Genomic DNA, 25,513 nt, shown 5'->3' on the forward strand with positions numbered 1-25,513 from the left:
TTCCGGGCCGGGGCACTGCCTCTGGCCACTGCCGCCGGGTGCGGCTGGTGGTTGGTCAGCTGGCCTGCGGAGTCGCGCCTGGCTGACAGTGGTGATAAGGTTGTATGGAAAACGGGCCGAGCGAACTTGCGGGGACGTTCGGCGTCGATGGGGTGCGGCTGCAGGCCGCGGGGACTATTCTTTCGGTTCGAGCTTGATCGTTTTTTCATAGACCGCGACGACACCTTGGCAGACGATAACTTCGGCTTCATTGGCTGGATCGGTCTGCGAGGTTTCCCAATCGGAGCCGGCCAGTGTGACCTCAACAGTATTGGCCGAGGTATCGGGTTCGTCGGCATCCATCACGCGATACCAACGGCAGAGGGGCATATCGCGATTCGTGCCGGAGGCGGTACCCCTGGTCTTGGCGCGGAGCATGACCCACTGACCCGCATGAATGTTGAGCCGGCGAGCACGCTCGTCAGCGGTAAGCGAAGTTGAATTCTCCGTCAACGTCACGGAGCCGCCGTTGATGCCGGCATCGTGAAAGTCGCCGCTGTTGATCTTCAGTGCCCACTCGGTCGCCAAGCGGTCACCGGTTGAGTCAGCCGTGAGATCGCCGGGGCGATCGTAGAAGACAACGATCGACAGAACATAGCGATCTTCCAGCACTCCGCCTGTCGGCATTCGTTCGAGTTTGGGAGCGAGGGTTGCCATCCACGACATGTGCCCTTCGGACTGGCGTTTAAGAGCGTTGCTGCTGCCATCGCGAACAAAGATCGAAGCTGCTTGCAGGGTGTTATCGCGAACGACGACACCATCGCGAAAACGGTCGTAGGAGATATCGTCGTCGATCTGAAAGTTCAAATCGGCGAGAAGCTTACCCATGTAGTTGGTCGTGCCAATTCCATTGCTGAGCGTGACTCGTCCCATCAGGCTCGACGAACTGTCGTAAGGAAACTTATGTGCCTTGGAGTCGTTGAGATTTGCTGCGACGAAGCGAGGGTCGATACAATAAGCCATCGTGCCATCGGGATCGGCAACTTGTGCAAACGCAGAACCGTTGTAGTACAGCCACTTGGCCGGTTGGCGCATCCCTTGGGCATCGAACGCATGAACGTTCGTGATGCCGGCGACCGCCGTGGCATCGGCCTGGGCACCGCGACGGGCTTGCATCATGGCGGCTGGGAAGATGGCGATCGCCCCCATCAGCCCGATGCTGGTGATCATGATGGCAAACAGCACTTCGAGAATGCTCACGCCGGGGCGAGTACCAAACCTCTCGCGAGCGAACCTGCTTTGAGCCATTAGAGGCCCCCCTTCTGCTCACGAGCCGTGGCGTAAGTGCGGGCGTAGGTCAAATAATTCTGCGCCTGGGTTAGATCAGTGGAGTAAGTCGATAGATCGGTGGGAACTAAGTTCTCGGTGGAGGTGACCAGTCCCGAGGCGCGGCCCACCGAGACCCACAGGGCGTTGTTATCTGCCAGGTTCGAGAGTTCGAGATTGGCCATGTTGCTGGCCGTCGGGAGGTTCACCTTCGACGTCAAGCCAATCAACAAGTGAATGGTGCCCGGGGCAGAAGTTCCTGGTGGTGAAAAGTCTGGGTAGTTCGGCGAGTCCATTTCGGATGTCGTCGAGTCGAAGGCGACAGAGTGCACACTGCCGTTGGGCGAAAACATGATTCGCAGCCCGCCATCTTTATTGATCAGGCTGAAATCGATTCCCTCTTTGGCCGACATCGTGGCCGACTTATCGACGCCCGTCCCGAACCCGCTGTAGTTCATATCGATGGCGGTCGACTTGGGGAGTTCAATCGGATTGCCGATGCGAACCGGGGGACGCAGAATTTGAAAGGCGTAACCGCCAGTATCGGAAGTGGGCGGGTAAACGGATGGCGCGGTGATGTAGTACTTGCTACTCATGGTGTTGTAGCTTCCCACGTGCCAGGGGCCGCGGTAGTTGATGCGAATAAAGAATACGTTTGAACTGTCGAGCAGCGAGGGCAGATTCGTCGCGCAGGAATTCTGAAAGGTGAGTTCCCAGGTGGAAGTGTTGACGGTGACGCGCGCGTTGGTCGTATCGCCCGAGTACATGGCGGGCACTTCGCACAGAAACAGTTGGGTCGATTGCTGCGCGACTGGTGTTGCCGTGGGATCGCCCACCGGAGTGAGCAGGAATTCGAGGCCACAGGGTCGTCCCGTCGAAGCCGCGCGGGCTTTGGCGGTGGCAAAGGCGGCGTTGAGAATGCGCGACGCTTCCCGCGGCCGAGCATTCTCCATGATCGACTTGGCAGCGGGCAAGGTGACGGCCATCAGCAGAATGGCGATCATGATTACCACGAGCAACTCGATGAGCGTATAACCGCGAACTGGCTGCAAATGACAAGGATGGCGAGCGGCCATTACTCAGCCTCCTGATAGTGATTGGTGATGTTGTCGACCCAGTTCGAAACGCCATCGCCATCGCGATCCATCGGATAGCCCGGCAGTTGGCCATCGGTAAATGCGGTGAACGGTTGCGGCGCGGCGTTGCTGGCCGAGTAGTGATGAAAGCCGGAGGTATTGTCGGTGAAGATATCGAGCGATTTGTCCGTGCCGGGCGACATGATCAGCGGTCGCAGGGCAAAGCCGTTCGAGTCGAGCTTCAGCGGATCGAAGGGATCGGGAGCATTCGCGGCATCTGAGGTTTGCATCGTCAGCGCGCCATTTTCGATCGTGAAGCCAGGCGCCCAGCGGAGGAACTCGATGGGGCGACCCCAGGCGTCGAGAATCTCTTTCATGCCATCGCCGTCCGTATCGCCAATTTCGGACTCGGTGAAGTAGTCGAGGGCGTTTCGATCACCATCACGCATACACGAAACGATCAGATACAGGCACTCAGCACCCTGTGAAACCTCTGTCCAGCCGGTGGTGGCCCACGAAGAACCGGCGGCCGCCTGAGCCTTGCGTTGATACGCACGGCGAAGGGCGGGCGAAGCCATTGCTTGGGACGTTGCGTAATAGCATGGACCGTCCACCACATCGGTTTTGCGGTCGGGCATTTCCATCCGCATCAAATCGCGAATGGCATTGAGTCGCATTTGTCCTGCGGTTCTAGGATTCACTGTCGAACTAAGGGAAACGCGAATCGGTACGGGCCGCGTGCGATAGCTTTCCCACTTTTCCATGATGAGCTGATCGAGTTTGGCGACGATGACTTTCGTGCGCGAGACGCGCGACTGTTCGACGGCAGCGTTGAAGGCCGAAAGACTCATGGCGACGAGTAGCCCGAGAATCAACATCACCACCAGCATTTCGATCAACGTAAACGCGCGGGGCAGCGGAGCCCGCTGTCGTCGGTCGTCGCGATTGATAAGGGGCTGTGTCATGAAGTTGATCCTGAACTGCAGTTGCTCGCCGAAGGTCGCGAAATACGGAAACGAAGGCTACTGCGGGCGAGAGTCGCCCAGCGTTCTGCCTTCGCTGAAGTTCGTGAGGTTGTCTAAATCGCCTTCTTCGAGCTTGGTGCCACTGGGATAGAGCTTCAGATCGCTGTAGGTGCTTCCCGTGTTGTTGTAGATCTTGCCGAAATCGCCATCGAGGCCCGCAGCGATGATCTGAAACTTGGTGGGGTTGATTCCCTTTAGCGTTGTCGCTGTATTGCCGGTACCATCGGCGAAGTAGGGCTGAGCGTAGTACGAATCGCTCAAGCCTGAAGCTGCATTCGCGGAACTCAAGTGCTTACCGTAAGTTCGATTCTCGATGTAGATATACGGCGTATCGCGGCAATATTTCGCAATGTAAGCGGGCACGCTGTCGCCGTCGTCGTCGTTCAGGCGCCGTTCGTCAAACTCGTAATAGCCTGATCGAGTTGCCGTCATCTCAAAAGGATCGGCGGGATTGGTTCCCACCAATCGCAGCCACAGGACCAGCGCCTCGGCCTGATCGACCTTGTCTGAGTCGATCTTGGAGTAGAAATCCATCTTTTTGGCGGCAGTCATCTTGGGATAACAGCGCTGCAGATGGCGCTCGACGACGGTGGTATACGGCGTGCCGTAATCCTCCCCAAAGCTGGGTGGGTACTCGCCTTTCTGCTGCTTATAGGTCTCGATGCCGTTGGCCAGTTGGCTGATCTCGAGCGAAATCGCGGCCCGGCGGGCGGCGTTGACGGCCATGTTGATGGCAGGCAGGAGCAGGCCGACGAGGACGGCAATGATGCCAATCACCACCAGCATTTCGACCAGGGTGAAAGCTCGGGAAGCCGAGGGCCGACGCGTAAACATAACCAACTCCTTCGAGAACAGACGCAGCATTGATTTGATGAGATTTGGGTTGAAGCGAAAGTTGCAACGTGGGACAGGCATCCTGCCTGTCGGTATTTACTGTTCGTTGTTCACAGGCTGGAAGCCTATGCCACGGATTAGGTCAAACCTTGAATGAGCGAAATCAGCGGCAAGAAGAGTGCGATGACGATGAAACCGACCGCACCACCGAGGAAGCAGATGAGCAAAGGCTCGATCAACTTCATCAAACCGTCGGTGAGGGTGCTGACTTCTTCGTCGAATAAGTCGGCCACTTTGTAGAGCATGGTGTCGAGTTCGCCGGTTTCTTCGCCGACGTCAACCATGTTCACCACCAGTTCGTCCACCACGCGGGCATTCATATTCAGCAGGTAATAAGCCAGGCCGCAAATGCCCGCCGCCCCGGCAAAGCTGAGGAAGTTCGTATAGCCAGCCTTGGCCGCCACACCAGGGAGCATCATGATCAGAAGCGGAATGAAGGCACCGCTGCCGAACCAGAGGAAGGCCGTCACTGGATGAAAACCGGGGCGAGCATTCGCACCCATCGGCTTGGCGATCGTTTCGCCTTCGCGAATGGCATCGGTCACTTTGCCATACATCCGCTCGAACATCGCGTTGCCGGCGGTTTCGCGAGTAATGGTGAGAGCTTCGAGAATAGGCACACCGCTGGAGACGAGCGTTCCCAACGTCCGCGTGGTGCGGGCCATGATGTTCTTCTCGGTGAGCATGCCAATGATCGGCAGCTTGAGCCAGTACAAGTCCCAGCCCATGCGACCTTGCTTGAACTTGCGAATCAACTTCACGCCGATCCATAACACGACCGGCATCAGCGGGAGCGACCACCAACCGTCTTTCACAATCCACTTCGACAGGTTGATGAGAACTTCTGTCATCACCGGTAGTTTGAGACCGAACTCTTCGAACATCTTTTGGAACACCGGCACGATCTTGAGCATGATGAAGATCAAGATGAGGCAGGCGACGAGAACGACGACCACGGGATAGATCATCGCGCCTTTGACTTTGCGCTTCAGCGATTCCGACCGGTCGAGAAACTCGGACAAGCGGCGCAAAATGACTTCGAGAGCACCGCCCGCCTCACCCGCCTTAATCATGTTGATGTACAAGCGGCTGAAGACGCCCGGGCTTTTGCCCATCGCCTCGGAGAGGGTGGCACCACCTTCAATCTCTTCGCCAACGTCCATCAGCGCGTTTTTCAGTTTGCCGGGCTTCTGTTGCGTTTCGAGAATTCGCAAACTGCGCACGATGGGGAGACCAGCGTCCTGCAGAATCGACAATTGCTTGGTGAACAGAGCCAATTGCTTGGTACTGGCCCCACCGAGCGCGAAGCTCCGTTTCTTGCCACTCTTGCCACCTACTTTCGCGCCAGCTTGTTGGCGCTTGACGGCGATCTTGGTGACGAAGTAACCCATCTGCCGAATAGTGGCCTGGGCTTCTTCTTCGGACCCCGCGTCGATGACGTCGCGAATCTCGGCACCGGTGGCATCCATCGCTTCAAACTGAAAGGTAGGCATCGCCAAATCCCCTACTTGGTCAAACTCAATCGAATGATCTATGGGTTGGAGAGTCAGCCGCTCGGCAGGAGCGATGCTCTCGGTTCAGGACAAATCGTTCAGGACTAGACTTCTTGAATGGTTTCGCGGGCCACTTCTTCGAGCGTGGTAATGCCCTCATAGGCTTTGGACAGGCCCGACTCGCGGAGTGTCACCATGCCAAAGCTTTGAGCGCACTTGCGCAGGTCGTCGACCGAGGCGTTTTGCATGATCAGGTCGCGGATCGTATCGTTGGCGATCAGCAACTCGAACAGACCAACGCGTCCCTTGTAGCCCGTGTTGTTGCAGGTTTCGCAGCCGCGGCCGCGGAAGAATCGCTTGTCGGCGACGTCTTCCAGCTTCATGCCGATTTCGGCGAGCAACTCTTCGGACGCTGGCGTTTCTTCGCGGCATTGAGCACAGATGCGGCGCACCAGACGTTGGGCGAGAATCGCTTCGACCGTAGCGGTGATGAGGAACGTTGGTACGCCCATGTCCTTCAAACGCGTGATCGTGCTGGGCGAGTCGTTGGTGTGGAGCGTGCTGAACACCATGTGGCCGGTAAGGGCGGCTTGAATTGCGATTTCGGCAGTTTCCAAGTCGCGGATTTCGCCGACGAGGATCACATCGGGATCTTGCCGCAAAATGGCGCGCAAGCAGGCTGCGAACGTGACGCCGATCTCGTGATCGATGGGAATCTGCACGATCCCTTCAATCTCGTACTCGACCGGGTCCTCGGTCGTGATCAGCTTATCTTCCATCGTGTTGAGTTCGGTCAGCGCGGAATAGAGCGTGGTGGTTTTGCCAGAGCCCGTGGGTCCCGTCACGAGCACGATGCCGTTCGGCCGATCGATAAGCGTGCGGAAGGTCTTGAGCATCGCGGCATCGAGCCCCACCTTCGCCAGGTTGAGCGATACGACCGAGCGATCAAGCACTCGCATAACGACGCTCTCGCCGAACAGCGTGGGCAACACGCTGACGCGCAGATCGACCGGGTGACCACCGACGGTAAGTTCGATCCGACCATCTTGCGGCATGCGGCGCTCGGCGATGTCGAGATTCGCCATCACCTTGATGCGCGTAGTAATCGCAAACGCCAGGTGACGTGGCGGTGGCACCATTTCGAACAGCACACCATCCGCCTTGATGCGAATGCGAAACTCGTCTTCGAACGGCTCAAAGTGAATGTCGCTCGCGTGATCTTTGATCGCGAGGAGGAGCACCATGTTCAGCAGTTTGCGAACCGGCGCGCTATCGGCGAGGTCTTCGACATTCAAGCTGTGCTTGCCCGATTCGGCCTCTTCAATGGCCTTCTTCAATTCGCCATCGTCTTCGAGTTCGTCGATCAGCCCCTGAATCGTGTCTTTGTCCGACGCATAATAACGGTCGAGCGTCTTCTTGATTTCCGTCTCGGTTGCGATAACCGTGCGGATTTCATGCCCCAGGAGCGAACGAAGTTCGTCCTGAATGGTGATATTTTGCGGATCGCAAGTTGCAACGGTCAGGCGATTCCCTTCGAAGTGAACGGGAATGACGCGATATAACTGCGCCATCGACTCGGTGACTTTGCTGAGCAACTCGGGGGTGATGTTGATATCGCCGAGTTCGACGACCTTCATCCCCATCTGTTCCGACAGGGCCTGCACCAGCTGGTCTTCTGTTACCAGGTTGAGTTCTTGCGCGATCTTGCCGAGCAAGGTACCGGGACGGTTTTGCTGTTCTTCGAGCAACATCTCCAATTGGTCATCGGAGATGAAACCCATATCGACCAGAATTTGTCCGATGCGACGAATGGCCATGATTGGGAGCTAATGCTTGAGAGCTGGGAGTTAGGATCTGGGAACTGGGAACTGGGGTAATACTGCTTGCTGCAGCAACAACTAATGTCCGCCGCCGCGAGGGGTTGCGTTCAAATCGGGACCGGGTGCTTGATTCGGATCGTCCATAATGCCGCGTTGTGCGTTGTGAATGCGCTTGGCCAGTTCATCCTGGTTCTGCGCCTTCGTCAGCACGTCTTCGAGCGTAACCTTTTGCTCCAGCCACAGGCGGAACAAGTGGTCGTCCATCAACTGCATGCCGAACTTGGTGCCGGTTTGAATAGCGCTGTTAATACGGAAGGTTTTGTTTTCGCGAATCAGGTTCGCAATGCCCGGCGTGACGACGAGAATCTCGTAAGCCGCGCAGCGCCCGCCGCCAATCTTGGGGAGCAGCGTTTGAGCCACGACGCCGATAATCGACGTCGATAACTGGGTGCGGACCTGATCCTGCAGGTTGCCGGGGAAAGCATCGATAATACGATTGATCGTCCCCTGGGCACTATTCGTGTGCAGCGTACCGAACACGACGTGCCCCGTTTCAGCAGCTGAGATCGCCGCTTCGATCGTTTCCAAGTCACGCATTTCGCCGACGAGGATTACGTCTGGGTCTTGTCGCAATGCGCGGCGAATGGCTTCCGAAAAGCTGGGAACGTCGACGCCGATTTCGCGCTGATTGACCGTCGACTTCTTGTGGTAGTGATAAAACTCGATCGGATCTTCAATCGTGATGATGTGATGGTCGACCGTCTCGTTGATGTAGTTCACCAGGCTCGCCAGGGTCGTACTCTTGCCCGAACCGGTGGGGCCCGTAACAAGAAACAGGCCGCGGGGACGCATCACCATCTTGACGCAGACGTCGGGCAAGCCCAACTGCTGCGGGGTGAGCATGTTGTTCGGGATTTGCCGGAGCACCATCGAGACATTGCCGCGTTGCTTGAAGATCGAGACGCGGAAACGGGCCAGGTCGCCGAAGGCAAAGCCAAAGTCGGCGCTACCTCGCTCCTGCAATTCGCGCTGGCAACGCTCGGGGGCGATGCTCTTCATCAGGGCGACCGTATCTTCGGGCTCGAGTGTTTTGGTCTCGAGTTTGCGCATCCGGCCGTGCAGACGGAACACTGGGGGCTGACCGGTCACAATATGAATATCGCTCGCGCCTTGCTTGATCGCTGCCTGCAGCAGCTTGTCGATCAGAATGGAGGCCATGCAAATTCCTTTCGAGATGTTCCATCAAATAGAAGGGCGCTGCGAGACAACTGAGGACCGAGCGCAGTCCACTGCGCAACGGGCTCAACCGCGTTAGTTCATCCGAGGTATATGAATAAAGAGTAGAGGTGAAAAGAAGATTTCGCCCCGCCTCTCGCGAATCTGTTCCGAGCCCGAACCGTTGCCAGGGACCGAGAGCAGGGAAAATGCTTGAGTAAGCACCCGCCTGCGCCAGGCCGTTGTGTTGCCGCACCGCTGGGCAAAGTTCGAATGAATAAGTTGTCTGGTAGATGAGTAGAGTCTGTTCCGAGCAGACGTGTTGATTATCCCAAGCCTCAGCCGCTGGGACAAATCTTCCCAGGAAAAAACGAGATTTTGGGGAGCGATTTTATTTGAACGGCAACCAACGATCCGGTCGCAACGGTCGGCGATAGGGTCGAAACGAATGCCGGACTGGCCAGCCCGAGGTCAGATTTTCAGCAACCAGATCGATGCCGTCCGGTCAGCCAACACAATCCGCAACCAACTAACTGGCTGTTCTATGTGGGCCGGTAAGATCCTAACCCGACTGAATCTGGAAGTCGGCCGGCACCGCCGCCAGCGCCATCAATGTGACGCGGCCGATGCTCCGCGGCGGGCAAAAATGCTTCGCCAGCTAACCAATCACATCCTGCTCGGTACGCTTGGCGTTGCGATACACTTCTTCCAGGGTTGTTATACCCCTCATTACCTTGTGCATTCCATCTACATAGAGGGTGCTCATCCCTTGACTGATAGCTACCTTGCGGATCTCAGTAGAGGAGACGTTTTTGAAGATCAGCTCGCGAATCTTCGCCGTAATCATCATCAGCTCGAAGATCCCTTGGCGGCCGCGATAGCCACTCTTGTTGCAGTTGCCGCAACCTTTCCCCTTCATAAAAGTTGCCGTTTGCGCCAGTTTCAGAGGAATTCCTGCATCCAGCAAAACCGATTCCGAGAGCTGAATTGCATGCTTGCACTTCTGGCAATTCAAACGGACCAGCCGCTGAGCCAGCACCGCCACCACGCTGCTTGCGACCAAGTACGACGGCACGTGCATGTCGACCATGCGCGTCACAGCACTGGGCGCATCGTTCGTGTGTAGCGTACTAAAAACCAAGTGTCCAGTTAGAGAAGCCTGGATACCCATCTGAGCCGTCTCTTCGTCGCGCATTTCGCCAACGAGGATCACATTGGGGGCTTGTCGCAACATCGCGCGAATGATGCGGGCGAAGTCGAGTCCGATGTTGTGCTTCACCTCCACCTGATTGATTCCGGGAAGGTAATACTCCACCGGATCCTCGGCCGTGATGATCTTCTTGTCGGGCCGATTCATCGAATTGAGCGCGGCATAAAGCGTCGTCGTCTTCCCCGAACCGGTGGGTCCAGTTACGAGCACGATTCCGTTAGGCCGCTTGAGCAGAGTCTGGAATTTGGTGAAGTCACCTTCCGACAAGCCAAGCTGGCGGACGCCAACCTTGATGTTGTCCTTGTTCAGAATCCGCATGACTGCCGACTGGCCGTGCGCCGTCGGAATGATACTGACGCGAAGGTCCAAGTCCTTGTCGCCGACCGTCACCTTAATCCGTCCGTCCTGGGGGCGGCGACGTTCGGCGATGTCCATCTTCCCCAAAATCTTGATGCGGGAAATGATCGCTGCCAGCAGCCGCCGGGGAGGGCTGTCGCGTTTGATTAATATGCCATCGATTCGATAGCGAATCCGAACGACTGTTTCAAACGGCTCCACATGAATGTCGGAGGCTCGGAGCTGGACCGCCTCAGCGATCATCAAATTGACCATGCGCACGACCGGCGCGCTATTCTCGTCGACGATTTCCTGGCTGCTGGCGACCGATGCCGACTCGGTCTCGGTGAAGTCGATTGCCGTATCAGTGAATTCCTGGAGCACCGAGTCCGCCGATTCACCTTCGATCTGGCTGTAGTACTTATTGATCGACTCCAAGATCTTATCGCGGGGCGCCAGGGCGATTTCGATCTTGCGATTCAAGATAAAACGCAGTTTTTCGATCGTATCGATGTCGTAAGGATCGCTGACGATTACCTTTAGGGCGTCATCTTCTTCAGCCAACGGCAGAATGGCATTTTCGCGGGCGACCGATTCCGGAACGAGTTCGATGATGTCCTCGGGAATGGTCACTTCGCTCAGGTCGATGTAATCGCGGCCATGCTCCTGAGCCACCGCCCGCATCACTTCTTCGCCGGTGGCATAGCCCAGTTTGATCAGGGTTTCAGAGAGATTGGCATTCGAATCCTTGGAAACCTGGCGAGCTTCGGTGAGTTGGTCCTGGCTGATGATTCGCCTGCGGAGCAGGATTTCGGTGAAGTCTCCCTTACGAGCCACGTTGCAGTTCTCCAATCCGCGGAATGCCAGAAACAAAGTATCGTTAGCGTCGCCTGGGGTGGGCGAAGCGGCAGCTTAGCCCGCCCTATCTCCGCACGCGGAGACCCACCGGGGAAAATCTCAAACATCAGTCAAGTTCGATGCTGGCCATCAATCGGGGCCAGTTGCCGGCGTCGGTTTGAAGATGAGAGTGGGCAAACCAACGCCTGTTCCGTCGACAAACAGCAAGTTGCTGCAGTTTGCCAAAACTTATTCTGCGCCGCTGCGAAAGCCATTGTCAATTCGCCGCAAATTAGGAACAAGCAAAATTTGCGGATTTTATGGTCGCTAATCCGCAAATCCATCCTTGGCAGGTATTGGAGCGGGAAAGATCACAGACCTATAATCACTTCGGTCGCTTGGCGAACTTCTCTGTTCACTGGTCTATTCGTGATGACCAGCAACTGCTGCCCAGCGATGCGCCCTTCTCGTCCCCGGAGCCCCCTGTGGCCCGATTGTTTCGCTTCCTGGAAAAGAAACGCGGTACACGCCGAACCGGCTCCAACCTGGCCGGTAGCGTCGGCGAAGCGCTCTTTTTCGGAGCGTTGTTTCTCCTTGGCGTTGGCACCCTTTCGAGCCTGCTGGGGCCGCACGATCCTGGCACGTACGACTGGGGAAAGGGAGGCTGGCTGCTGATTCTGGTGGCTGCTTCGTTTGCCATCATGGGTGGCGCTGGTCTGATTTGGACCGCCATGCGCGTGGGCGTCTCGGCCGAGCGTCGCTCGGTCATGGCGCGAACCGCAACCGAACTCGACCCGCTCAGCGATACACTTTCGACCGCACCAGAATACCCCGGCCTGCCAGAACTGAGCGGGCTGATTAACAGTCCGGGCGTCGAGCTGAGTTATCGCCTGCCCCAAACAGAGTCAGCAGGCTGGCGTTTGCTCGCATCCACCGTCTTTGCGCTGATTTGGAATGCCGTGGCCTGCGTGATTACGGTGTGGGCCATTCGTGGCCATCTCTCGGGCCAGGGGGATTGGCTCTTCACACTCTTCTTGTTTCCGTTTGTCGCGATTGGCGGGTGGTCGGTCTACTACTTATTGCGTTTGATTGTCATTCACACCGGCATGGGGCCGACGACGGTCGAAGTTTCCGATCTGCCGCTGCATGCGGGGCGCGAGTATCGCGTGGCCGTCTGGCAGCAGGGACATATCCGCGTTTTTTCGTTCGAGGTATGTCTCGTCTGCGAAGAAGAGGCGACTTACCATCAAGGGACCGACTGCCGTACGGAAGTGCGGGAAGTCTTCCGCCGCGTGGTATTCGAACAGGCCGATTTTTTAATCGAGCCAATTCAGCCCTTTCAGTGCACGTTTCTGCTGACGATTCCCGCCGATGCGATGCACTCGTTCCAAGGTTTGCATAACTCGGTGCAATGGCGACTAGTCGTCCGCGGTTCGGCCGAAGGTTGGCCAGAATTCCGCCGTGCGTTTCCGCTGGTCGTTTATCCCGGCGCTGCCACCTCGCAGTTGAAGGCGAGCCCTCCTGCTGTTCGCACTCCACTGATTCCCTACACACCCGCCATGAACGGGGGCACGAATCAGGGAGCCATCATCAATGGAGCCCTGGCTGCAACGCGGGTGCGGGCATGAAAGGAACGAGCCTCACGGAAGAACCCTTGCTCAGCATTTGCCTGGGGGGGAGTCGCAAGCACTACTCCGCCGGTGAAGAACTGATCGTGGAGTATCAGATCGACGCGATTGACGTGACCGACATTCAAGCGGTCGAAGCTTCCGTCCTCTGGCTCACGGAAGGGAAAGGGGAAGAAGACCTCGGCGTTCATTTTTTCGAACGTCGCTTGCCCGCAGATGCCGAAGAGGGGGATCTGCGGCCGCTGCGGCGGTTCAAGATTATGCTCCCCAACAGCCCGCTCAGTTATGAAGGTGCGATCATGCGCATTCGTTGGTGCGTGCGCTTACGGTTGTTCGCTCGGCGGGGCAAAGAATATGTCCTGGAGCATGGCTTTACACTTGGCTCTGTTCCCCCCGCGCCGGTCCCGCCGCCGGAACAAGCTACGGATGAAGATTGAGTGCCATGACCTCCGGGCCCACTGCAGGCAGCAATCCGTTCGCGACGAAATTCATTCGCCCCGGCGCCATTCCGTATCAATTTCCGCCCGGCATTTCGGTGGAATCATTAACAACTCAATTGAAAGCACAACACTGGCGCGGTTCGATCATCGGTCCGCACGGCAGCGGTAAGTCATCTCTCATCGCCGCGCTAATTCCTACTTTAGAAGCACAAGCCCGAGTGATTGTTCGGCAGCAGTTGCATGGCGGCCAGCGCGCGCTCGATTGGCAATCGCTAAACTGGCGCAACTGGAACGAGCGTACGCTCGTGATCGTGGATGGCTACGAACAACTCAGCTTTTGGCAGCGACTATTGCTGCGCGCTCGTTGTCTTCAGCGTGGCGCGGGATTGCTGGTGACCGCTCATCAGCCCGTGAGTTTGCCGGCGATCTTCACCACCCAGCCGACGTTTGAGTTGGCCCTGCGGATCGTGCAGCAACTACTGCCCGACAGCGACGACCAGATCACTCCGGCCGACGTCGCCGAGGCCTATGCCGCGCAGCGCGGCGACCTGCGCGAAATGCTCTTGAGCTTGTACGACGTTTTCCGCCAGCGAAGTTAGCACCCGCGCGGGTTACCTGGCACGGCCTTTCTGCGGTTGTCTTCAAGGGGGCTGGCGGTAGGATGGTGAGTGGCCTGCCATACCTGGACGCTGTTGCGAAGATCGCCTTTTTTGTCGGTGCATACATGAGCAAATCGATTTCCCTGCTGGCAGCCGCCGGTTTGCTTGCGCTGACGATGCTCGCCGGCAGCCTGCTCACCGCCGGCGAGCCCGAGACGGCAGCCGAGCGCGGCTATCGCTGGCTCACGCAAAAATCGTACTTGCCGGCAGACTTCACACAGGACGTCTTCGACGAGGCTTGGACCGAATGGCCCGAGCCGCTCCGCACTCAGGCGAAGAACGCTACTCCGGAAGAACGTCGCAAGCTTGCTTTTTCTCGTTATGGCCTCACGCCGCGTCCCGATGATCCCACGAGGCCGCTGCAATATGTGGTCGATGAGAAGGGCGTTTGGACGATGAACTGCTTCGCCTGTCATGGCGGGCAAGTCGAAGGAAAAGTAATTCCCGGATTACCGAACTCGCGCTTCGCCCTGCAAACGCTGACGGACGATACACGCGCCTACAAACTGACGCATACCCGGCCACTCGGGCGGATGGACCTCGGCAGTCTGTTTGTTCCGCTGGGAACGAGCGACGGTACAACCAATGCGGTGATGTTCGGCGTCGCGCTGATGAACTTTCGCGATGCCGATCTGAACGTCCATAAGAATCGTCCGCCACCGAAGATGACGCACCACGATATGGATGCGCCTCCGTGGTGGCACTTCCGCAAGAAGGAGTTTCTCTATGCCGATGCCTTCGCGGGCAAAGGTCACCGCGGACTGATGCAGTTCATGATGGTGCCGCAAAACGGTCCAACCAAGTTCCACGAGTGGGAAGCCGACTTTCAGGACGTCTTTGCGTATATCAGTTCGCTCGCAGCGCCACCCTATCCCCATGCCATCGATCAACCGCTGGCCGACCAAGGCCGAGTTGCCTTCAATCGAGTTTGCGCCGAATGCCACGGCACCTATGCTCGCCACAAAGACGAAACAGACACCTGGCCGGCGAAAGTCATCCCGCTCGACGAGTTGAAAACCGACCCGGTCCGACTGCAAGCACTTTCGCCCGCTCAACGCGCTGCATACGGAACCAGTTGGTTCACCGATTATGGCAAGGTGCCGAACATCAACGAACCGAAGGGATACGTGGCTCAGCCCCTCGATGGCATTTGGGCGACCGCTCCTTATTTGCACAACGGCAGTGTGCCGACGCTCTGGCACATGCTGCATCCCGCTCAGCGGCCCGTTGTATGGAAGCGAACCGAGACCGGCTACGACCAAAAACGAGTGGGCCTGGAAGTGGAAATGCTCGATGCCGTTCCCGCGGACCTAAACAGCGCGGAGCAGCGACAGCACTTCAATACGCGCGGCTTTGGCAAGAGTGCCGCCGGGCATGACTATCCGGATGCGCTCAGCGAAGATGAGAAAACCGCCGTCCTCGAATATTTGAAGACGCTGTAGCCAACGCCTAATGAACATCGAGTCGTGGCAATCGCTGCAAGAAAAGATCGTCGCCTGCGAGCGCTGCCCGCGACTGCGTGAGTATTGCCGCGAGATTGCAGCTGAGAAGCGCAAGGCTTATCTGGCCTGGGACTACTGGGGCAAGCCGGTCCCGAATTTTGGCGTGGCTCCAGTGGGGCTGCTAATAGTCGGCCTGGCTCCGGCGGCACATGGAGCGAATCGGACGGGGAGAATGTTCACGGGCGACCGCAGCGGCGAGTGGCTTTATCGCGCGCTCCACCGCGCTGGCTTTGCCAATCAGGGGCACTCGGAGAAGATCGATGACGGCTTGCAACTGCTCGATTGCACGATCACGGCGATGTGCCACTGCGCACCCCCCGATAACAAACCACTGCCGACAGAAATCGCCGCTTGCCAACCGTGGCTGACGCAGACATTCAATTTGGCGCAGCCCCGCGTGCTGTTGGCACTTGGGCAGTTTGCCTGGAAGGCATCGCTCGACCAGGCGCGCCAACGGGGGTGCTTCACGGCAAAAAAGTTGCCGGCCTTTGGGCATGGGGCCGAAGTGCCACTGGCGGGCGACCGGTGGCTGCTCGGCAGTTATCATCCCAGCCAGCAGAATACGTTTACCGGTCGCTTGACCGAACCGATGTTCGACGCCATCTTCACGCGTGCCCGTCAACTTCTCTCACAAACATGACTCCGCATGCCATCGTTCGCCGCGAATCCCCTGCTGCTCGAAAACATCGCTCGCGTTCGCGCAGAAGTAGCTGAGGCAGCGGTCCGCAGCGGTCGCCGGGCAGACGAGGTGACAATCGTCGCGGCGACCAAGTACGTCGATGCGAATATCACACGGCAAGTGGCTGCGGCGGGACTGCTCGACTTGGGTGAAAGCCGGCCGCAAGAGATCTGGTCGAAAGGTCCGGAACTGACCGACCTGCCGATTCGCTGGCACTTGATTGGTCATTTGCAACGGAACAAGGTGCGACGCACGCTCCCCTTCGTCGCACTGTTTCATTCGATCGACAGTTTGCGCCTGTTGGAAGAATTGCAAACCGAAGCAGAAAAGCTAGGCCAAGTTGTGGCAATCCTGCTCGAAGTGAACATCTCGGGAGACGAGGCCAAGCATGGCTTTGCGCCGGCAGAGATGCCAAGTGTGATCGAAACCGCGGCCCAGTTCAGTCACTTGCAGATACGCGGGCTGATGAGCATGGCCGGCCTCGATACCGATGCTGTCACCGCGCAGCAGCAATTCGCCGCGGTTCGCCAATTGCGCGATCAACTCGCACCGAATGCCCCCGCGAACGTCAGCCTCGCTGACTTAAGCATGGGAATGAGCGGCGACTTTCGAGAAGCGATTGCCGAAGGGGCAACCATGGTAAGAATCGGCTCGAGTTTTTTCGAGGGGCTGTTTTAGGGTTGCCCGCCGACAGCAAAGTCTTAAGCTTACTAGGCAGACAAGGAGGTGTTGCATGCTGCGGATCACTTTGTGGTGCCTACCGTTATTGTTGCTCGTTCACTCCGGCTTCAGTTCAGCCCAGGAATCAAAGAGCAATGAACCCCCGACGCCGAACGATTTCATCGTTGCACGGCGAATGCTGGAGCAGCAAGGAAATAGCCTTCAGGAGAAACTCGGCGAGTTAAAGGGGAGCAGCGATTTCGCGCAAAGGTTGCGCTGGCATCTGATGGAGCAGCATCCAGTCTTCTATGGCCAATACCAACTTGGCATGGAATCGCGGCAACTGCTTGTTTATGAACCACTGAAAGTCAGCTGGCCTGGCAGTCAGCCACAAACAATTATCATTTGCGACGATGATTTTCGGCCGCTGGCCTGGAACGAAGATGGCGGTAGCCCGGTGTTCATCAGTGCCGAACTGGAGTTCGGCGAGAAAGATGAGCCGGTACTGGCCATCACGCGAACGCACCGCCAGTCACATCACGGGGCGCGCCATGGTCGATATCGGTTCAAGTTAGCAGACGATAAGATTCAGCCCGTGGGCGAAATCGAATGGCAGTTTGACGACCCTCGTAGAGCCCCACGCCGTTAGAGCAATCACTCACGTTACCGAAGTCAATGCACGTTAGGAGCGACGTTTGAACCAGGATTATCCCGCTGATGCCGATGGCGATGCCCTGCGGGGTGTGGCAGCCGACGGCAACGATCTGAACCAGCCGATGCAAGTCGACTTTCCCGTGGTCTTTGCCAGTCTGGCCGAAGCACAAACGTTCTTGCCGACCGCTCGCAGCCACGGCTATGACGTGGAAATTGGCGAAATAGAAGATGACCAGGTCGATGTCTACTGCGTGCGGACGATGCTGCTCACTTACGAGGCCGTCGTCGCCTGCCAGCATGAATTGAACGAACTGAGTAAGCCGTTCGGCGGCTTTTGCGACGGCTGGGAAACGTTCGGGAACATCGAGCGCGGGAACGGTTGATGAGGTACGTGCGATGATCATTTGGACGGGCTGGGGATTTCTGGTCGCGATCATTACTTTCGGCACGTGCCTCATTGCCCAGTACGTAGTCGATGCGAAACTGGGAGCCGGCTACTATTCGGCCCATCCCTGGGTCGTTGGGCTAGCACTCGTGATCGGAGGCATCGCCTCGTCGCTGGTCGGGTTCATGCTCAAAGCGCGCGGCGATCGGCAGGTCATCGATTCGATTACAGGCGAAGAGTTCACGATTGACAATTCGCACCATTCGTTTTTCTTTGTTCCCATGCACTGGGCAGGCCTGGCAGTAGCCGCGATTGGCATCGGCACGGCGATCTTCGATCTGGCCCGAATGAAGACAGGTTAACGGCCTGCCTGCGAGTAAGCTTCCCGGCTGGAAAGCAGACCGCGGAGCGTGCAGAGCACTAACGAGCAGGGCCTGAGTACTGAAGAGCAGGGCGTTTCGCCCGTCGCGATTGGCCATGAACGATGCGACTCAAGACGGCGTACTACTCAGCTGAATCAAAATCGAATTCGGGTGGAGTTGTGGAAAGCACATCAATGATTTCGTTGCACGCAGCGAACAGATAGTGCTGCACGGGAAACTCACAATAGGCCTGGGCAGACTGGCGATGAAAAAGCTTCGTTAGTTCCGAATCCGAAACCTTCCAAAAAACGTGTGGGTATTGCGGGGTTGGCTGGCTTGGTTGCAGGGCCGCAATGCGAAAACATTCTTCAGAGCCGGCCCAGAAAAGGGGGCGGCAAAACGGACGATCAGCACGCCTTTCGTGGCATCGCGATGTCGCAGCCAAATTCGAAATCCTTCCCGGTCGCTGTGCAAAGCATCAATATCGACGCGACAATTTGACCAATCGGGGTGAACTTCCCAACGTTCCTGATTGCCGTGAAACACGTTGCTGACTTTCCGTGGAGGTGAAATTAGCCTGCATGGATTCTGCCTGCGTCTCGAGACAACGGTCAATCCCTTGCCGGGCGTCAGAGCTGAAACAAGCCACACAGCGGGCGAAGTCGCCACGGCTGGAAAGCAGACCGCGGAGCGTGCAGAGCACTTACGAGCAGGGCGTTTCGCCCGTTGCGATTGGGCAGTGAATCTGCGACGATTGCCGGCTCAGCGCCCGCCTGACGCGAGGACATCTTAACGTTCGGTCGCAGGCGTTCTCTCCCCCTCAAAATTCATCGTTCTGGATAGAAGAGCAAGACATGGCTGCCGCGTTTCCCGAAGTCAGCAAGATTAAGTACGAAGGCCCTCAGTCGAAGAACCCACTGGCATTTCGCTGGTACGACGAAAACGAAGTGATCGAAGGGAAGACGATGAAGGAGCACCTCCGCTTCAGCATCGTCTATTGGCACACCTTCCGCGGCACCGGCAGCGACCCGTTCGGCCCCGGCACCGCCGTTCGCCCTTGGGATGACGGCAGCCCTAGCGTCGAGAACGCCGTGAAGCGCGTCCGCGTCGCCTTCGAGTTGATCGAAAAGCTCGGCGCTCCGTACTACGCCTTTCACGATCGCGATGTTTCGCCCGAAGGGGCCACGCTGGCCGAATCGAACAAGATTTTCGACACCGTCGTGAAGGCGCTGAAAGAAGAGCAGCAGCGGACGGGCATCAAGCTGTTGTGGGGCACGGCGAACATGTTCAGCCATCCGCGCTACATGCACGGCGCGGCGACCACCTGCAACGCCGACGTCTTCGCCTACGCTGCTTCGGCGGTGAAGAAGTGTTTGGAAGTGACCAAGGAATTGGGGGGCGAGAACTATGTATTCTGGGGTGGCCGCGAAGGTTATCAGTGCCAACTGAACACCAACATGAAGCGCGAACTCGACCACCTGGCCCAGTTCTTTCACATGGCTGTCGACTATGCCCAGAAGATTGGCTTCACCGGACAGTTTTTGATCGAACCCAAGCCGAAAGAGCCGACCAAACATCAGTACGATAGCGATGCCGCGGCCTGCCTCAATTTTCTGCGGGCCTACGATCTGTTGCCACATTTCAAATTGAATTTGGAAACGAATCATGCAACTCTGGCCGGGCACACGATGATGCACGAGCTCGACTATGCGGGTTTCCAGGGTGCGCTCGGTTCGATCGATGCAAATACCGGCGACTTGTTGCTCGGGTGGGATACCGATCAGTTCCCCACAAACTACTACCTGACGTCCGAAATCATGCTGATGCTGCTGAAGTATGGCGGCATCGGTACCGGGGGCGTCAATTTCGATGCAAAAGTTCGCCGCGAAAGTTTCGAACCAATCGACTTGTTCTACGCTCATATCGGTGGCATGGATGCCTTTGCTAAGGGGTTACGAGTGGCAGCGGCCATTCGTCAGGAAGGCGAATTTGAAAAGTTCGTAAGGGAACGCTACAGCAGTTGGGACAGCGGCGTGGGCGCTGAAGTAGAATCTGGCAAGGCAACTTTTGAGACGCTCGAAGCGTACATGCTGAAGAAGGGCGAAGTTGCTGCCAACCGCAGTGGTCGACAAGAATGGCTGGAAAACCTATTCAACCGTTACTTGTAAATTACTCTGGTAATTGAAGGTCGACAGATTGTCGTGCGTGAAAGTGCTGTGCGCGCCCCGGATTGGTGTGTAGTCGTTATCCGACTGCACGACAGCCCGCCGTGAATTGCGTTCCTGGTTGAATATGTCTTCTTTGCCCATCCACGATCTGACGCAACTGCGCGCGCAATGTGCCGAACTTGAGCGCGAGCGGAACGAACTGCTGCGCGAGCGCGAGGTCATGAATCATTCGCTCGAACTGCACGAGCGCGATCGACAACTGCTGGCATTTGAGATTCACGATGGCATCGTGCAGGATATGTCTGCCAGTGTGATGTTGCTTGATTCGGCAGCGAGACAAATTCAGTTTGAAACGCCCGCTGCGAAGGAACTGTACGAACAGGCCGTCCGCACGCTGCGCGAAAGCGGTGCCGAGGCGCGGCGCCTGATACGCGGGTTGATTCCCGTGGTACTCGACGAGGCCGGTTTTGTCGCCTCGCTACAAAAACTAGTGCTGCGATTTCAAAACGATTACGGCTTGCAGGTGGCGTTTCAGGCCGACGTGCAACTGCAGCACCTGGCACCCGCCTTCGAGATGATCATCTTGCGCGTGGTGCAGGAGGCACTCAACAACGTCTGGCGACACAGTCAATGTCGGCAGGCAGACGTGCAGGTGCAACAGCTGGGCAGTGAACTGCTGGTTCGCATTGCCGATCAAGGCTTGGGCTTTGAACCGGGTGACGTGAAGCCGACGCGGTACGGATTAACCGGCATGCAAGAGCGGGCCCGGATGCTCGGCGGGGCAACGCAAATCGTCAGTCATCCTGGGCAGGGGACGAAGGTCGAAATGCAGTTGCCGCTGGCGCGAGCAGTCCTGGACGATCCGTTTGCACAGCGTAAATAGGTGCCTGGTTACTCGCTGGGCACGAGCACTTGAGCGCGGCGAATTCGCAATTCTTCCAGCGTTTTCCGCCATCGATCGGTCTTGCGAAACGAGTCGCTGAGAATCTCGAGCAGGGGCTCGAAATTCAGAATCGGCTTGAAGTAGAGAGCTTCGGCGCCGGAGCGGAGCGAGTCGAGCACGGCGTTCATGCTCACCAGGCCAGTCAACATAATGACTTGAATGCCGCCGTCGTAACGCTTGATCTGCCGCAACAGTTCCAAGCCATCGGCCCGCGGCATCGAAATATCGAGCAGCACGATGCGAGCGTTGGTCGAGAGCAGCAGCTCTTCAATATCGACCGGGTCGCTACAGCTGATCACGTCATATCCGTGGTCATGCAGTCGTGCGTTGATTAGCCTTAGTACGGCGGGATCGTCATCAATGTGCAGAATGGTTCGTCGCTCGTTCACGTTTTGCCCCTAGAACGGTTTGCCCCTCCCGGCAGTGCGCAAGCGAAGCTGATCTTCACTCACACGACTGAAACGAGCAGCGGACTACGCCGCAAAAGCTCAAGCCGGGATACTCAAAACTAGGTCCGGAAATGTCTGCAGTCTGCGCGAGGGGGCTGCAGCGACAGATCGGCGTATTTCCGTAGTCGAGCGGTAAGACTTTTACCAATTATGCAGGCTGCGAACCGCGAAAGTTTCACACGGCGAGCCTGCTATTTGCTTGAGTAGCCCGTGCGGCGGACAAAGACCGCCTTATCGTCCCCCGCCGCATAGTAATCTCGCAGCACCGCTTCGAGGGCATAGCCGCAGCGCTCATAGAAGCGACGCGTGGCGGCATAATCGGGACGATTGGAAGTTTCGATATAAATCTGCTGGCCACCTGCCGCGGCAATGCTTGCTTCGACCGCTTGCAGCAATTGCTGGCCAATGCCGCGGCCCTGCAACTCGGGCCGGACGGCAATCCAGTACAAGTCGTAGCTAGCCAGGGTGACAGTGTTCTGACCGTAGCAGGCGTACCCGAGCACTTGGCCAGCCTGCTCGGCGAAGAGAAACTCATAGCCACTGCTTTGGCCATCGCGCAGGCGAACGCGCACTAATTCGGCTGCCACGTCCACTTCGTTCGCGCGGAACATGCCCGTCGCCGCGACGATTTCGCGGACGTGCTCTTCATCGGCAGCGGTCACTTCGCTGCGGAGAGTGGCTTGTACTTGGCCAACTTGCCGTTTACTTGCATTTGGCAATTCTGCACGGGTTGCAGCAATCGGCAGTGCGGTGCAAATGATTCGTTCCACGGATTGCGTCAGACTTAGTCCAGCTTGTTGGACTGCGGCAGCAAAGCCCGCATCGGGAGAGAGGCAAGGATTAGTGTTTACTTCCAGAATCCACGGCTGACCTTGCTCGTCAACACGAAAGTCGACTCGCACCCAGCCGGCGAGCTCCAAAACTTGCCAACACGAACGGGCGAGCGAGCCGAGCCAATCGAGCAGTGGTTTATCAGCGGGAGGGAAGCTAAACATTCGCGGTGTATGGTCGAACTCAAACGAGCCCTCGTCCCACTTGGCCGCGTAACCGATGATGCGCGGCTTGTCTGCGGGGAACTTGCTGAAGTCGATCTCGGCAGCAGGCAACACCTGCGGCTGCGCTTCGGCGGCCAACACCGACAGATTGAACTCTCGCCCGGCGATGAACTGCTCGGCGAAACACGGCTTCTGCAATCGCTCGGTCTGCTGCTGCAAGCGGCCGAGTAAATCAGTGGCCGATTCGGCGTGCACGAGCGCAGTGTCATCGAGACCGAGGGACGCATGCTCGCTGATGGCCTTGAGAATGAACGGACCGGACTGGAAAGACTTGCGGGCTGCGTCACGCTGCAAGTCCTCGCGCGTGTACCAGGCAGGCGTGGGGAGGCCAGCCAGTTTCAGCCGCTCTTTCGTCCGCAACTTGTCGTTGCTCAAATTCAGTGGGCCAGAAGCGCTGCCGGTGCAAGGAACGCCAATGGTTTCGAGCAGACCGGGAATGAGCCAGGCAAGTTGATCTCGCCCCGCGAGCGACTCGACCAGGCTGAAGACTACGTCGGGGCGATAGGCTTCGACCCGTGCCAGCAAGGGTCGCAGATCGAGGTCGCAACTCATCGTGTCGCAGGCGAAGTTCAATTCGCGACACGCGTCCGCGACGACCGCCACCTGCTCGAGCACGTCGCGCTCCGCAGCAGGAGCATCGTCGGGCACACTGTTATGAACGACGAGCACACGCAGGCGAGTTGCTGCCCCTGCGGTCATTGCGCCCGTCCTTGGCGAGAGTCGAACTTCTGCGCCAGCGAAACCGGAGCACTCGCGATTCGCTGCTGGGCGGAAGCCACGATGCGACCGATCAGGTCGGTGTAGGTGATGCCGAGCATCGTGGCCAAAATCGGCAGGTCGGAATGTTCGGGATGGATGCCGGCGAGTGGATTCACTTCCAGGAATGACGGGGCGCCACTGGCATCGCAGCGAATGTCGATGCGGCCTCCATCGCGGCAGTTGAGGGTTCGCCAGGCTCGCAGAGCTACTTCTTCCGCTGCCCGCACGACTGGATCTTCGTCGGGACGCACGAGCCGATATTCGACGCGTCCCTCGCAATACTCCTTGTTGACATAGGAATAGACTTCAGCTTCCGCAGTCGCCAGCAGCAGGATTTCCATGGTGCCCAGCGCGTAAGCTTCGGCACCGGTGCCGATCATGCCAATCGTGAATTCACGACCAGGAAGAAATGTCTCGACGAGCACCGGTTGTTGAAACTGCGCGAGCAAGCGCGAACAGGTTTGCTCGAGTTCAGCGGCATCGCGAACCTTCGAGGCGGGGGTCACCCCTTTGCCAGTTCCCTCGGCAATCGGTTTGGCGAAGAGGGGATAAGGAAGTTGCACGGCTGCGACATCGGCCAATCGCTCAACCACCGCAAAAGGAGCGGTCGGTACACCCGCTGCACGGACGACGGTCTTCGTCAGCCCTTTGTGCAGCGTGAGGGCCAGGACCAGCGGATCCGAAAATGTATAGGGGATTCCGTATACATCGAGAATCGCGGGAACTTGCGCTTCGCGAGCAATACCGCTCATTCCTTCGGCAATATTAAAGACCAGATCCCAGCGACTACCGGCGCTCAGGCGATCGATCAGTTGGCGGGCGTGGCCGATGCGGTCGGTCTGATGCCCCAGTTCGCGCAGGGCACCTTCGAAGGCGGCGACCGTCGATTCGCGGTCGAACTCGGCGGTTTCTTCTTCACCGAGCCCTGCAGCCAAATACTCAGAGCGCAGGTCGTAGGTCAGGCCAATGAGCATGTGCGGAGCAACGTTGCAAGGCAGAACTGCCACGCGCCCGGCGGCGTGGCCCTTGCCAGATACGTTAGCGACAAACCGAGCGGCTGAACATGCCACGCCTGCTCGATCGCCCGGCGAAACAATTAGTAGTTGCCGACTTGCTCGCCACCACTTCGCGTCGTTAAGGCCTTCGTGGTTTGGGGATCGATGCCGCTACTGATGAATCGCACGCTGCCGTCGAGTAAGCCGGCAATCGTGCCGCCGGGATGACTGCCAGGTGGAATCGCCCCGCTGTCTGCATTCCATTCGACAGGCTCCGCCCAGGAACTAGGCCCCGCCTTGGTTTCGACAAAGCCCAGCGTGTTCGACAGGCCATCAGCAACGTCTGAGAAGCGCAACGCCTTAGTCCCTTCGAAGGCGGTCCCCGGTCCAGTCACAAAGACATAGTCGGACCTTGCAGCGTTGTTGCTGGGGTTCGAGGGGTCCTGAAAGACCTTGATTGCCGTGTTGGAAACTCCGGCGTTCTCCGGGCTGTCCCAGGCCTTCGACTGGTCGAACTGGTTGAACAGTGCTTGTTGTTCCATATAAGGCAGAAGCAGCACGCGGCCGCTGAACAGCGGATTCCCTTGGTCGTCAGTAACGACCGCCGGGGGCAGTTGTCCGTGCACATCGTGGTAATTGTGCATGGCCAGCAAGATCTGCCTCAAGTTGTTTGACGACTGCGCCCTGCGGGCAGCTTCGCGCGCGGCTTGCACCGCGGGTAACAAAAGTGCTACCAGTATGCCCGAGCAGAAAAACAGCCCGACCACTGCTCCCACCAGAATGATGGCAATCGTGCCGCCGCCGGCACCCTTGCGCGGTGGTGGCATTGATTGATAACCTGTGCCGCCGGGAATGGTCACCGTTTTGCCGCAACTGCCGCACGGGCCAGACTGGCCGGCATACTGATCGGCAACTTCCGTTTGCTTGCTGCAATGAGGACAGCTGAATTGAATTGTCATGGCTG

The 25,513-nt window shown here is 57.7% G+C and carries 23 protein-coding genes; 11 read left to right on the forward strand and 12 right to left on the reverse strand.

Features of this window, described 5'->3' with window-relative positions:
* Window positions 1–174: 174 nt before the first annotated feature.
* From ETAA8_RS30640 to ETAA8_RS30675, 8 genes are all read right to left on the reverse strand, one after another.
* Window positions 175–1,287, reverse strand: a complete 1,113-nt coding sequence (locus tag ETAA8_RS30640; protein WP_145098059.1) for a type IV pilus modification PilV family protein — start codon at window positions 1,285–1,287, stop codon at window positions 175–177.
* Window positions 1,287–2,381 carry a type II secretion system protein gene (locus ETAA8_RS30645; protein ID WP_145098066.1) on the reverse strand — a complete coding sequence of 365 codons (1,095 nt, stop codon included), beginning with the start codon at window positions 2,379–2,381 and terminating at the stop codon, window positions 1,287–1,289. The genes ETAA8_RS30640 and ETAA8_RS30645 overlap by 1 nt, the downstream gene beginning before the upstream one ends.
* A complete protein-coding gene (locus tag ETAA8_RS30650) occupies window positions 2,381–3,346 on the reverse strand; it encodes a type II secretion system protein (RefSeq protein WP_145098069.1) in 966 nt (321 codons plus the stop codon). Before ETAA8_RS30650 ends, ETAA8_RS30645 begins: the two co-directional genes overlap by 1 nt.
* Before the next feature lie 57 nt (window positions 3,347–3,403).
* Window positions 3,404–4,240, reverse strand: a complete 837-nt coding sequence (locus ETAA8_RS30655) for a type II secretion system protein (RefSeq protein ID WP_145098072.1) — start codon at window positions 4,238–4,240, stop codon at window positions 3,404–3,406.
* A gap of 137 nt (window positions 4,241–4,377) precedes the next feature.
* Window positions 4,378–5,793: a type II secretion system F family protein gene (locus ETAA8_RS30660; RefSeq protein ID WP_145098075.1), complete on the reverse strand. Its 1,416-nt coding sequence runs from the start codon at window positions 5,791–5,793 to the stop codon at window positions 4,378–4,380.
* Between the two features lie 104 nt (window positions 5,794–5,897).
* Window positions 5,898–7,610 (reverse strand): GspE/PulE family protein, encoded by a 1,713-nt coding sequence (locus ETAA8_RS30665; RefSeq protein ID WP_145098078.1) that lies wholly within the window; start codon window positions 7,608–7,610, stop codon window positions 5,898–5,900.
* Between the two features lie 81 nt (window positions 7,611–7,691).
* Window positions 7,692–8,831: a type IV pilus twitching motility protein PilT gene (locus ETAA8_RS30670; RefSeq protein WP_145098081.1), complete on the reverse strand. Its 1,140-nt coding sequence runs from the start codon at window positions 8,829–8,831 to the stop codon at window positions 7,692–7,694.
* A 655-nt stretch (window positions 8,832–9,486) separates the two neighbouring features.
* On the reverse strand, window positions 9,487–11,211 hold the full coding sequence (locus tag ETAA8_RS30675; protein ID WP_145098084.1) for a GspE/PulE family protein: 1,725 nt from the start codon (window positions 11,209–11,211) through the stop codon (window positions 9,487–9,489).
* Between the two features lie 485 nt (window positions 11,212–11,696).
* On the opposite strand from ETAA8_RS30675, the gene ETAA8_RS30680 reads away from it, so the two are divergent.
* From ETAA8_RS30680 to ETAA8_RS30730, 11 genes are all read left to right on the forward strand, one after another.
* Complete coding sequence (locus tag ETAA8_RS30680; protein ID WP_145098087.1) at window positions 11,697–12,839, forward strand: hypothetical protein; 1,143 nt, start codon at window positions 11,697–11,699, stop codon at window positions 12,837–12,839.
* The gene (locus ETAA8_RS30685) at window positions 12,836–13,276 is read left to right on the forward strand and encodes a hypothetical protein (RefSeq protein ID WP_145098091.1); all 441 of its coding nucleotides are present in this window, start codon (window positions 12,836–12,838) and stop codon (window positions 13,274–13,276) included. The genes ETAA8_RS30680 and ETAA8_RS30685 overlap by 4 nt, the downstream gene beginning before the upstream one ends.
* A gap of 5 nt (window positions 13,277–13,281) precedes the next feature.
* A complete protein-coding gene (locus ETAA8_RS30690) occupies window positions 13,282–13,878 on the forward strand; it encodes a DEAD/DEAH box helicase family protein (protein WP_145098093.1) in 597 nt (198 codons plus the stop codon).
* 125 nt (window positions 13,879–14,003) lie between these two features.
* Window positions 14,004–15,380, forward strand: coding sequence for a c-type cytochrome (locus ETAA8_RS30695; protein WP_145098095.1), 1,377 nt, complete (start codon window positions 14,004–14,006; stop codon window positions 15,378–15,380).
* A 10-nt stretch (window positions 15,381–15,390) separates the two neighbouring features.
* Entirely contained in the window at window positions 15,391–16,080 is a 690-nt protein-coding gene (locus ETAA8_RS30700) for a uracil-DNA glycosylase (protein WP_202921366.1), read from the forward strand.
* A 6-nt stretch (window positions 16,081–16,086) separates the two neighbouring features.
* Complete coding sequence (locus ETAA8_RS30705) at window positions 16,087–16,797, forward strand: YggS family pyridoxal phosphate-dependent enzyme (protein WP_145098098.1); 711 nt, start codon at window positions 16,087–16,089, stop codon at window positions 16,795–16,797.
* Window positions 16,798–16,852: 55 nt separating this feature from the next.
* On the forward strand, window positions 16,853–17,428 hold the full coding sequence (locus tag ETAA8_RS30710; protein ID WP_145098101.1) for a hypothetical protein: 576 nt from the start codon (window positions 16,853–16,855) through the stop codon (window positions 17,426–17,428).
* A gap of 46 nt (window positions 17,429–17,474) precedes the next feature.
* On the forward strand, window positions 17,475–17,816 hold the full coding sequence (locus ETAA8_RS30715; protein ID WP_145098104.1) for a ribonuclease E inhibitor RraB: 342 nt from the start codon (window positions 17,475–17,477) through the stop codon (window positions 17,814–17,816).
* Window positions 17,817–17,829: 13 nt separating this feature from the next.
* The gene (locus tag ETAA8_RS30720; RefSeq protein WP_145098107.1) at window positions 17,830–18,180 is read left to right on the forward strand and encodes a hypothetical protein; all 351 of its coding nucleotides are present in this window, start codon (window positions 17,830–17,832) and stop codon (window positions 18,178–18,180) included.
* Window positions 18,181–19,034: 854 nt separating this feature from the next.
* Window positions 19,035–20,348, forward strand: coding sequence for a xylose isomerase (xylA, locus tag ETAA8_RS30725; protein WP_145098110.1), 1,314 nt, complete (start codon window positions 19,035–19,037; stop codon window positions 20,346–20,348).
* Window positions 20,349–20,472: 124 nt separating this feature from the next.
* Window positions 20,473–21,231, forward strand: coding sequence for a sensor histidine kinase (locus ETAA8_RS30730; RefSeq protein ID WP_145098113.1), 759 nt, complete (start codon window positions 20,473–20,475; stop codon window positions 21,229–21,231).
* A gap of 8 nt (window positions 21,232–21,239) precedes the next feature.
* Here the strand turns inward: ETAA8_RS30730 and ETAA8_RS30735 are convergent, their stop codons facing one another.
* From ETAA8_RS30735 to ETAA8_RS30750, 4 genes are all read right to left on the reverse strand, one after another.
* Complete coding sequence (locus ETAA8_RS30735; RefSeq protein ID WP_145098116.1) at window positions 21,240–21,680, reverse strand: response regulator; 441 nt, start codon at window positions 21,678–21,680, stop codon at window positions 21,240–21,242.
* A 251-nt stretch (window positions 21,681–21,931) separates the two neighbouring features.
* Window positions 21,932–23,494, reverse strand: a complete 1,563-nt coding sequence (locus ETAA8_RS30740) for a GNAT family N-acetyltransferase (RefSeq protein WP_145098119.1) — start codon at window positions 23,492–23,494, stop codon at window positions 21,932–21,934.
* The gene (locus tag ETAA8_RS30745; RefSeq protein WP_145098122.1) at window positions 23,491–24,528 is read right to left on the reverse strand and encodes a D-alanine--D-alanine ligase family protein; all 1,038 of its coding nucleotides are present in this window, start codon (window positions 24,526–24,528) and stop codon (window positions 23,491–23,493) included. The genes ETAA8_RS30740 and ETAA8_RS30745 overlap by 4 nt, the downstream gene beginning before the upstream one ends.
* A gap of 122 nt (window positions 24,529–24,650) precedes the next feature.
* The gene (locus ETAA8_RS30750; protein ID WP_145098125.1) at window positions 24,651–25,508 is read right to left on the reverse strand and encodes a DUF1559 family PulG-like putative transporter; all 858 of its coding nucleotides are present in this window, start codon (window positions 25,506–25,508) and stop codon (window positions 24,651–24,653) included.
* Window positions 25,509–25,513 lie beyond the last annotated feature (5 nt).

This window comes from Anatilimnocola aggregata, assembly GCF_007747655.1.
Lineage (GTDB): Bacteria > Planctomycetota > Planctomycetia > Pirellulales > Pirellulaceae > Anatilimnocola > Anatilimnocola aggregata.

Excerpts from the sequence above, each read along its gene's own strand:
- ETAA8_RS30690 (WP_145098093.1), top strand. The coding sequence starts at position 13,282 with ATGACCTCCGGGCCCACTGCAGGCAGCAATCCGTTCGCGACGAAATTC.
- ETAA8_RS30695 (WP_145098095.1), top strand. The coding sequence starts at position 14,004 with ATGAGCAAATCGATTTCCCTGCTGGCAGCCGCCGGTTTGCTTGCGCTG.
- ETAA8_RS30645 (WP_145098066.1), bottom strand. The coding sequence starts at position 2,381 with ATGGCCGCTCGCCATCCTTGTCATTTGCAGCCAGTTCGCGGTTATACG.
- ETAA8_RS30750 (WP_145098125.1), bottom strand. The coding sequence starts at position 25,508 with ATGACAATTCAATTCAGCTGTCCTCATTGCAGCAAGCAAACGGAAGTT.
- ETAA8_RS30700 (WP_202921366.1), top strand. The coding sequence starts at position 15,391 with ATGAACATCGAGTCGTGGCAATCGCTGCAAGAAAAGATCGTCGCCTGC.
- ETAA8_RS30720 (WP_145098107.1), top strand. The coding sequence starts at position 17,830 with ATGATCATTTGGACGGGCTGGGGATTTCTGGTCGCGATCATTACTTTC.
- ETAA8_RS30730 (WP_145098113.1), top strand. The coding sequence starts at position 20,473 with ATGTCTTCTTTGCCCATCCACGATCTGACGCAACTGCGCGCGCAATGT.
- ETAA8_RS30660 (WP_145098075.1), bottom strand. The coding sequence starts at position 5,793 with ATGCCTACCTTTCAGTTTGAAGCGATGGATGCCACCGGTGCCGAGATT.
- xylA (WP_145098110.1), top strand. The coding sequence starts at position 19,035 with ATGGCTGCCGCGTTTCCCGAAGTCAGCAAGATTAAGTACGAAGGCCCT.
- ETAA8_RS30685 (WP_145098091.1), top strand. The coding sequence starts at position 12,836 with ATGAAAGGAACGAGCCTCACGGAAGAACCCTTGCTCAGCATTTGCCTG.
- ETAA8_RS30705 (WP_145098098.1), top strand. The coding sequence starts at position 16,087 with ATGCCATCGTTCGCCGCGAATCCCCTGCTGCTCGAAAACATCGCTCGC.
- ETAA8_RS30740 (WP_145098119.1), bottom strand. The coding sequence starts at position 23,494 with ATGACCGCAGGGGCAGCAACTCGCCTGCGTGTGCTCGTCGTTCATAAC.
- ETAA8_RS30665 (WP_145098078.1), bottom strand. The coding sequence starts at position 7,610 with ATGGCCATTCGTCGCATCGGACAAATTCTGGTCGATATGGGTTTCATC.
- ETAA8_RS30670 (WP_145098081.1), bottom strand. The coding sequence starts at position 8,831 with ATGGCCTCCATTCTGATCGACAAGCTGCTGCAGGCAGCGATCAAGCAA.
- ETAA8_RS30650 (WP_145098069.1), bottom strand. The coding sequence starts at position 3,346 with ATGACACAGCCCCTTATCAATCGCGACGACCGACGACAGCGGGCTCCG.
- ETAA8_RS30655 (WP_145098072.1), bottom strand. The coding sequence starts at position 4,240 with ATGTTTACGCGTCGGCCCTCGGCTTCCCGAGCTTTCACCCTGGTCGAA.
- ETAA8_RS30710 (WP_145098101.1), top strand. The coding sequence starts at position 16,853 with ATGCTGCGGATCACTTTGTGGTGCCTACCGTTATTGTTGCTCGTTCAC.
- ETAA8_RS30640 (WP_145098059.1), bottom strand. The coding sequence starts at position 1,287 with ATGGCTCAAAGCAGGTTCGCTCGCGAGAGGTTTGGTACTCGCCCCGGC.
- ETAA8_RS30745 (WP_145098122.1), bottom strand. The coding sequence starts at position 24,528 with ATGCTCATTGGCCTGACCTACGACCTGCGCTCTGAGTATTTGGCTGCA.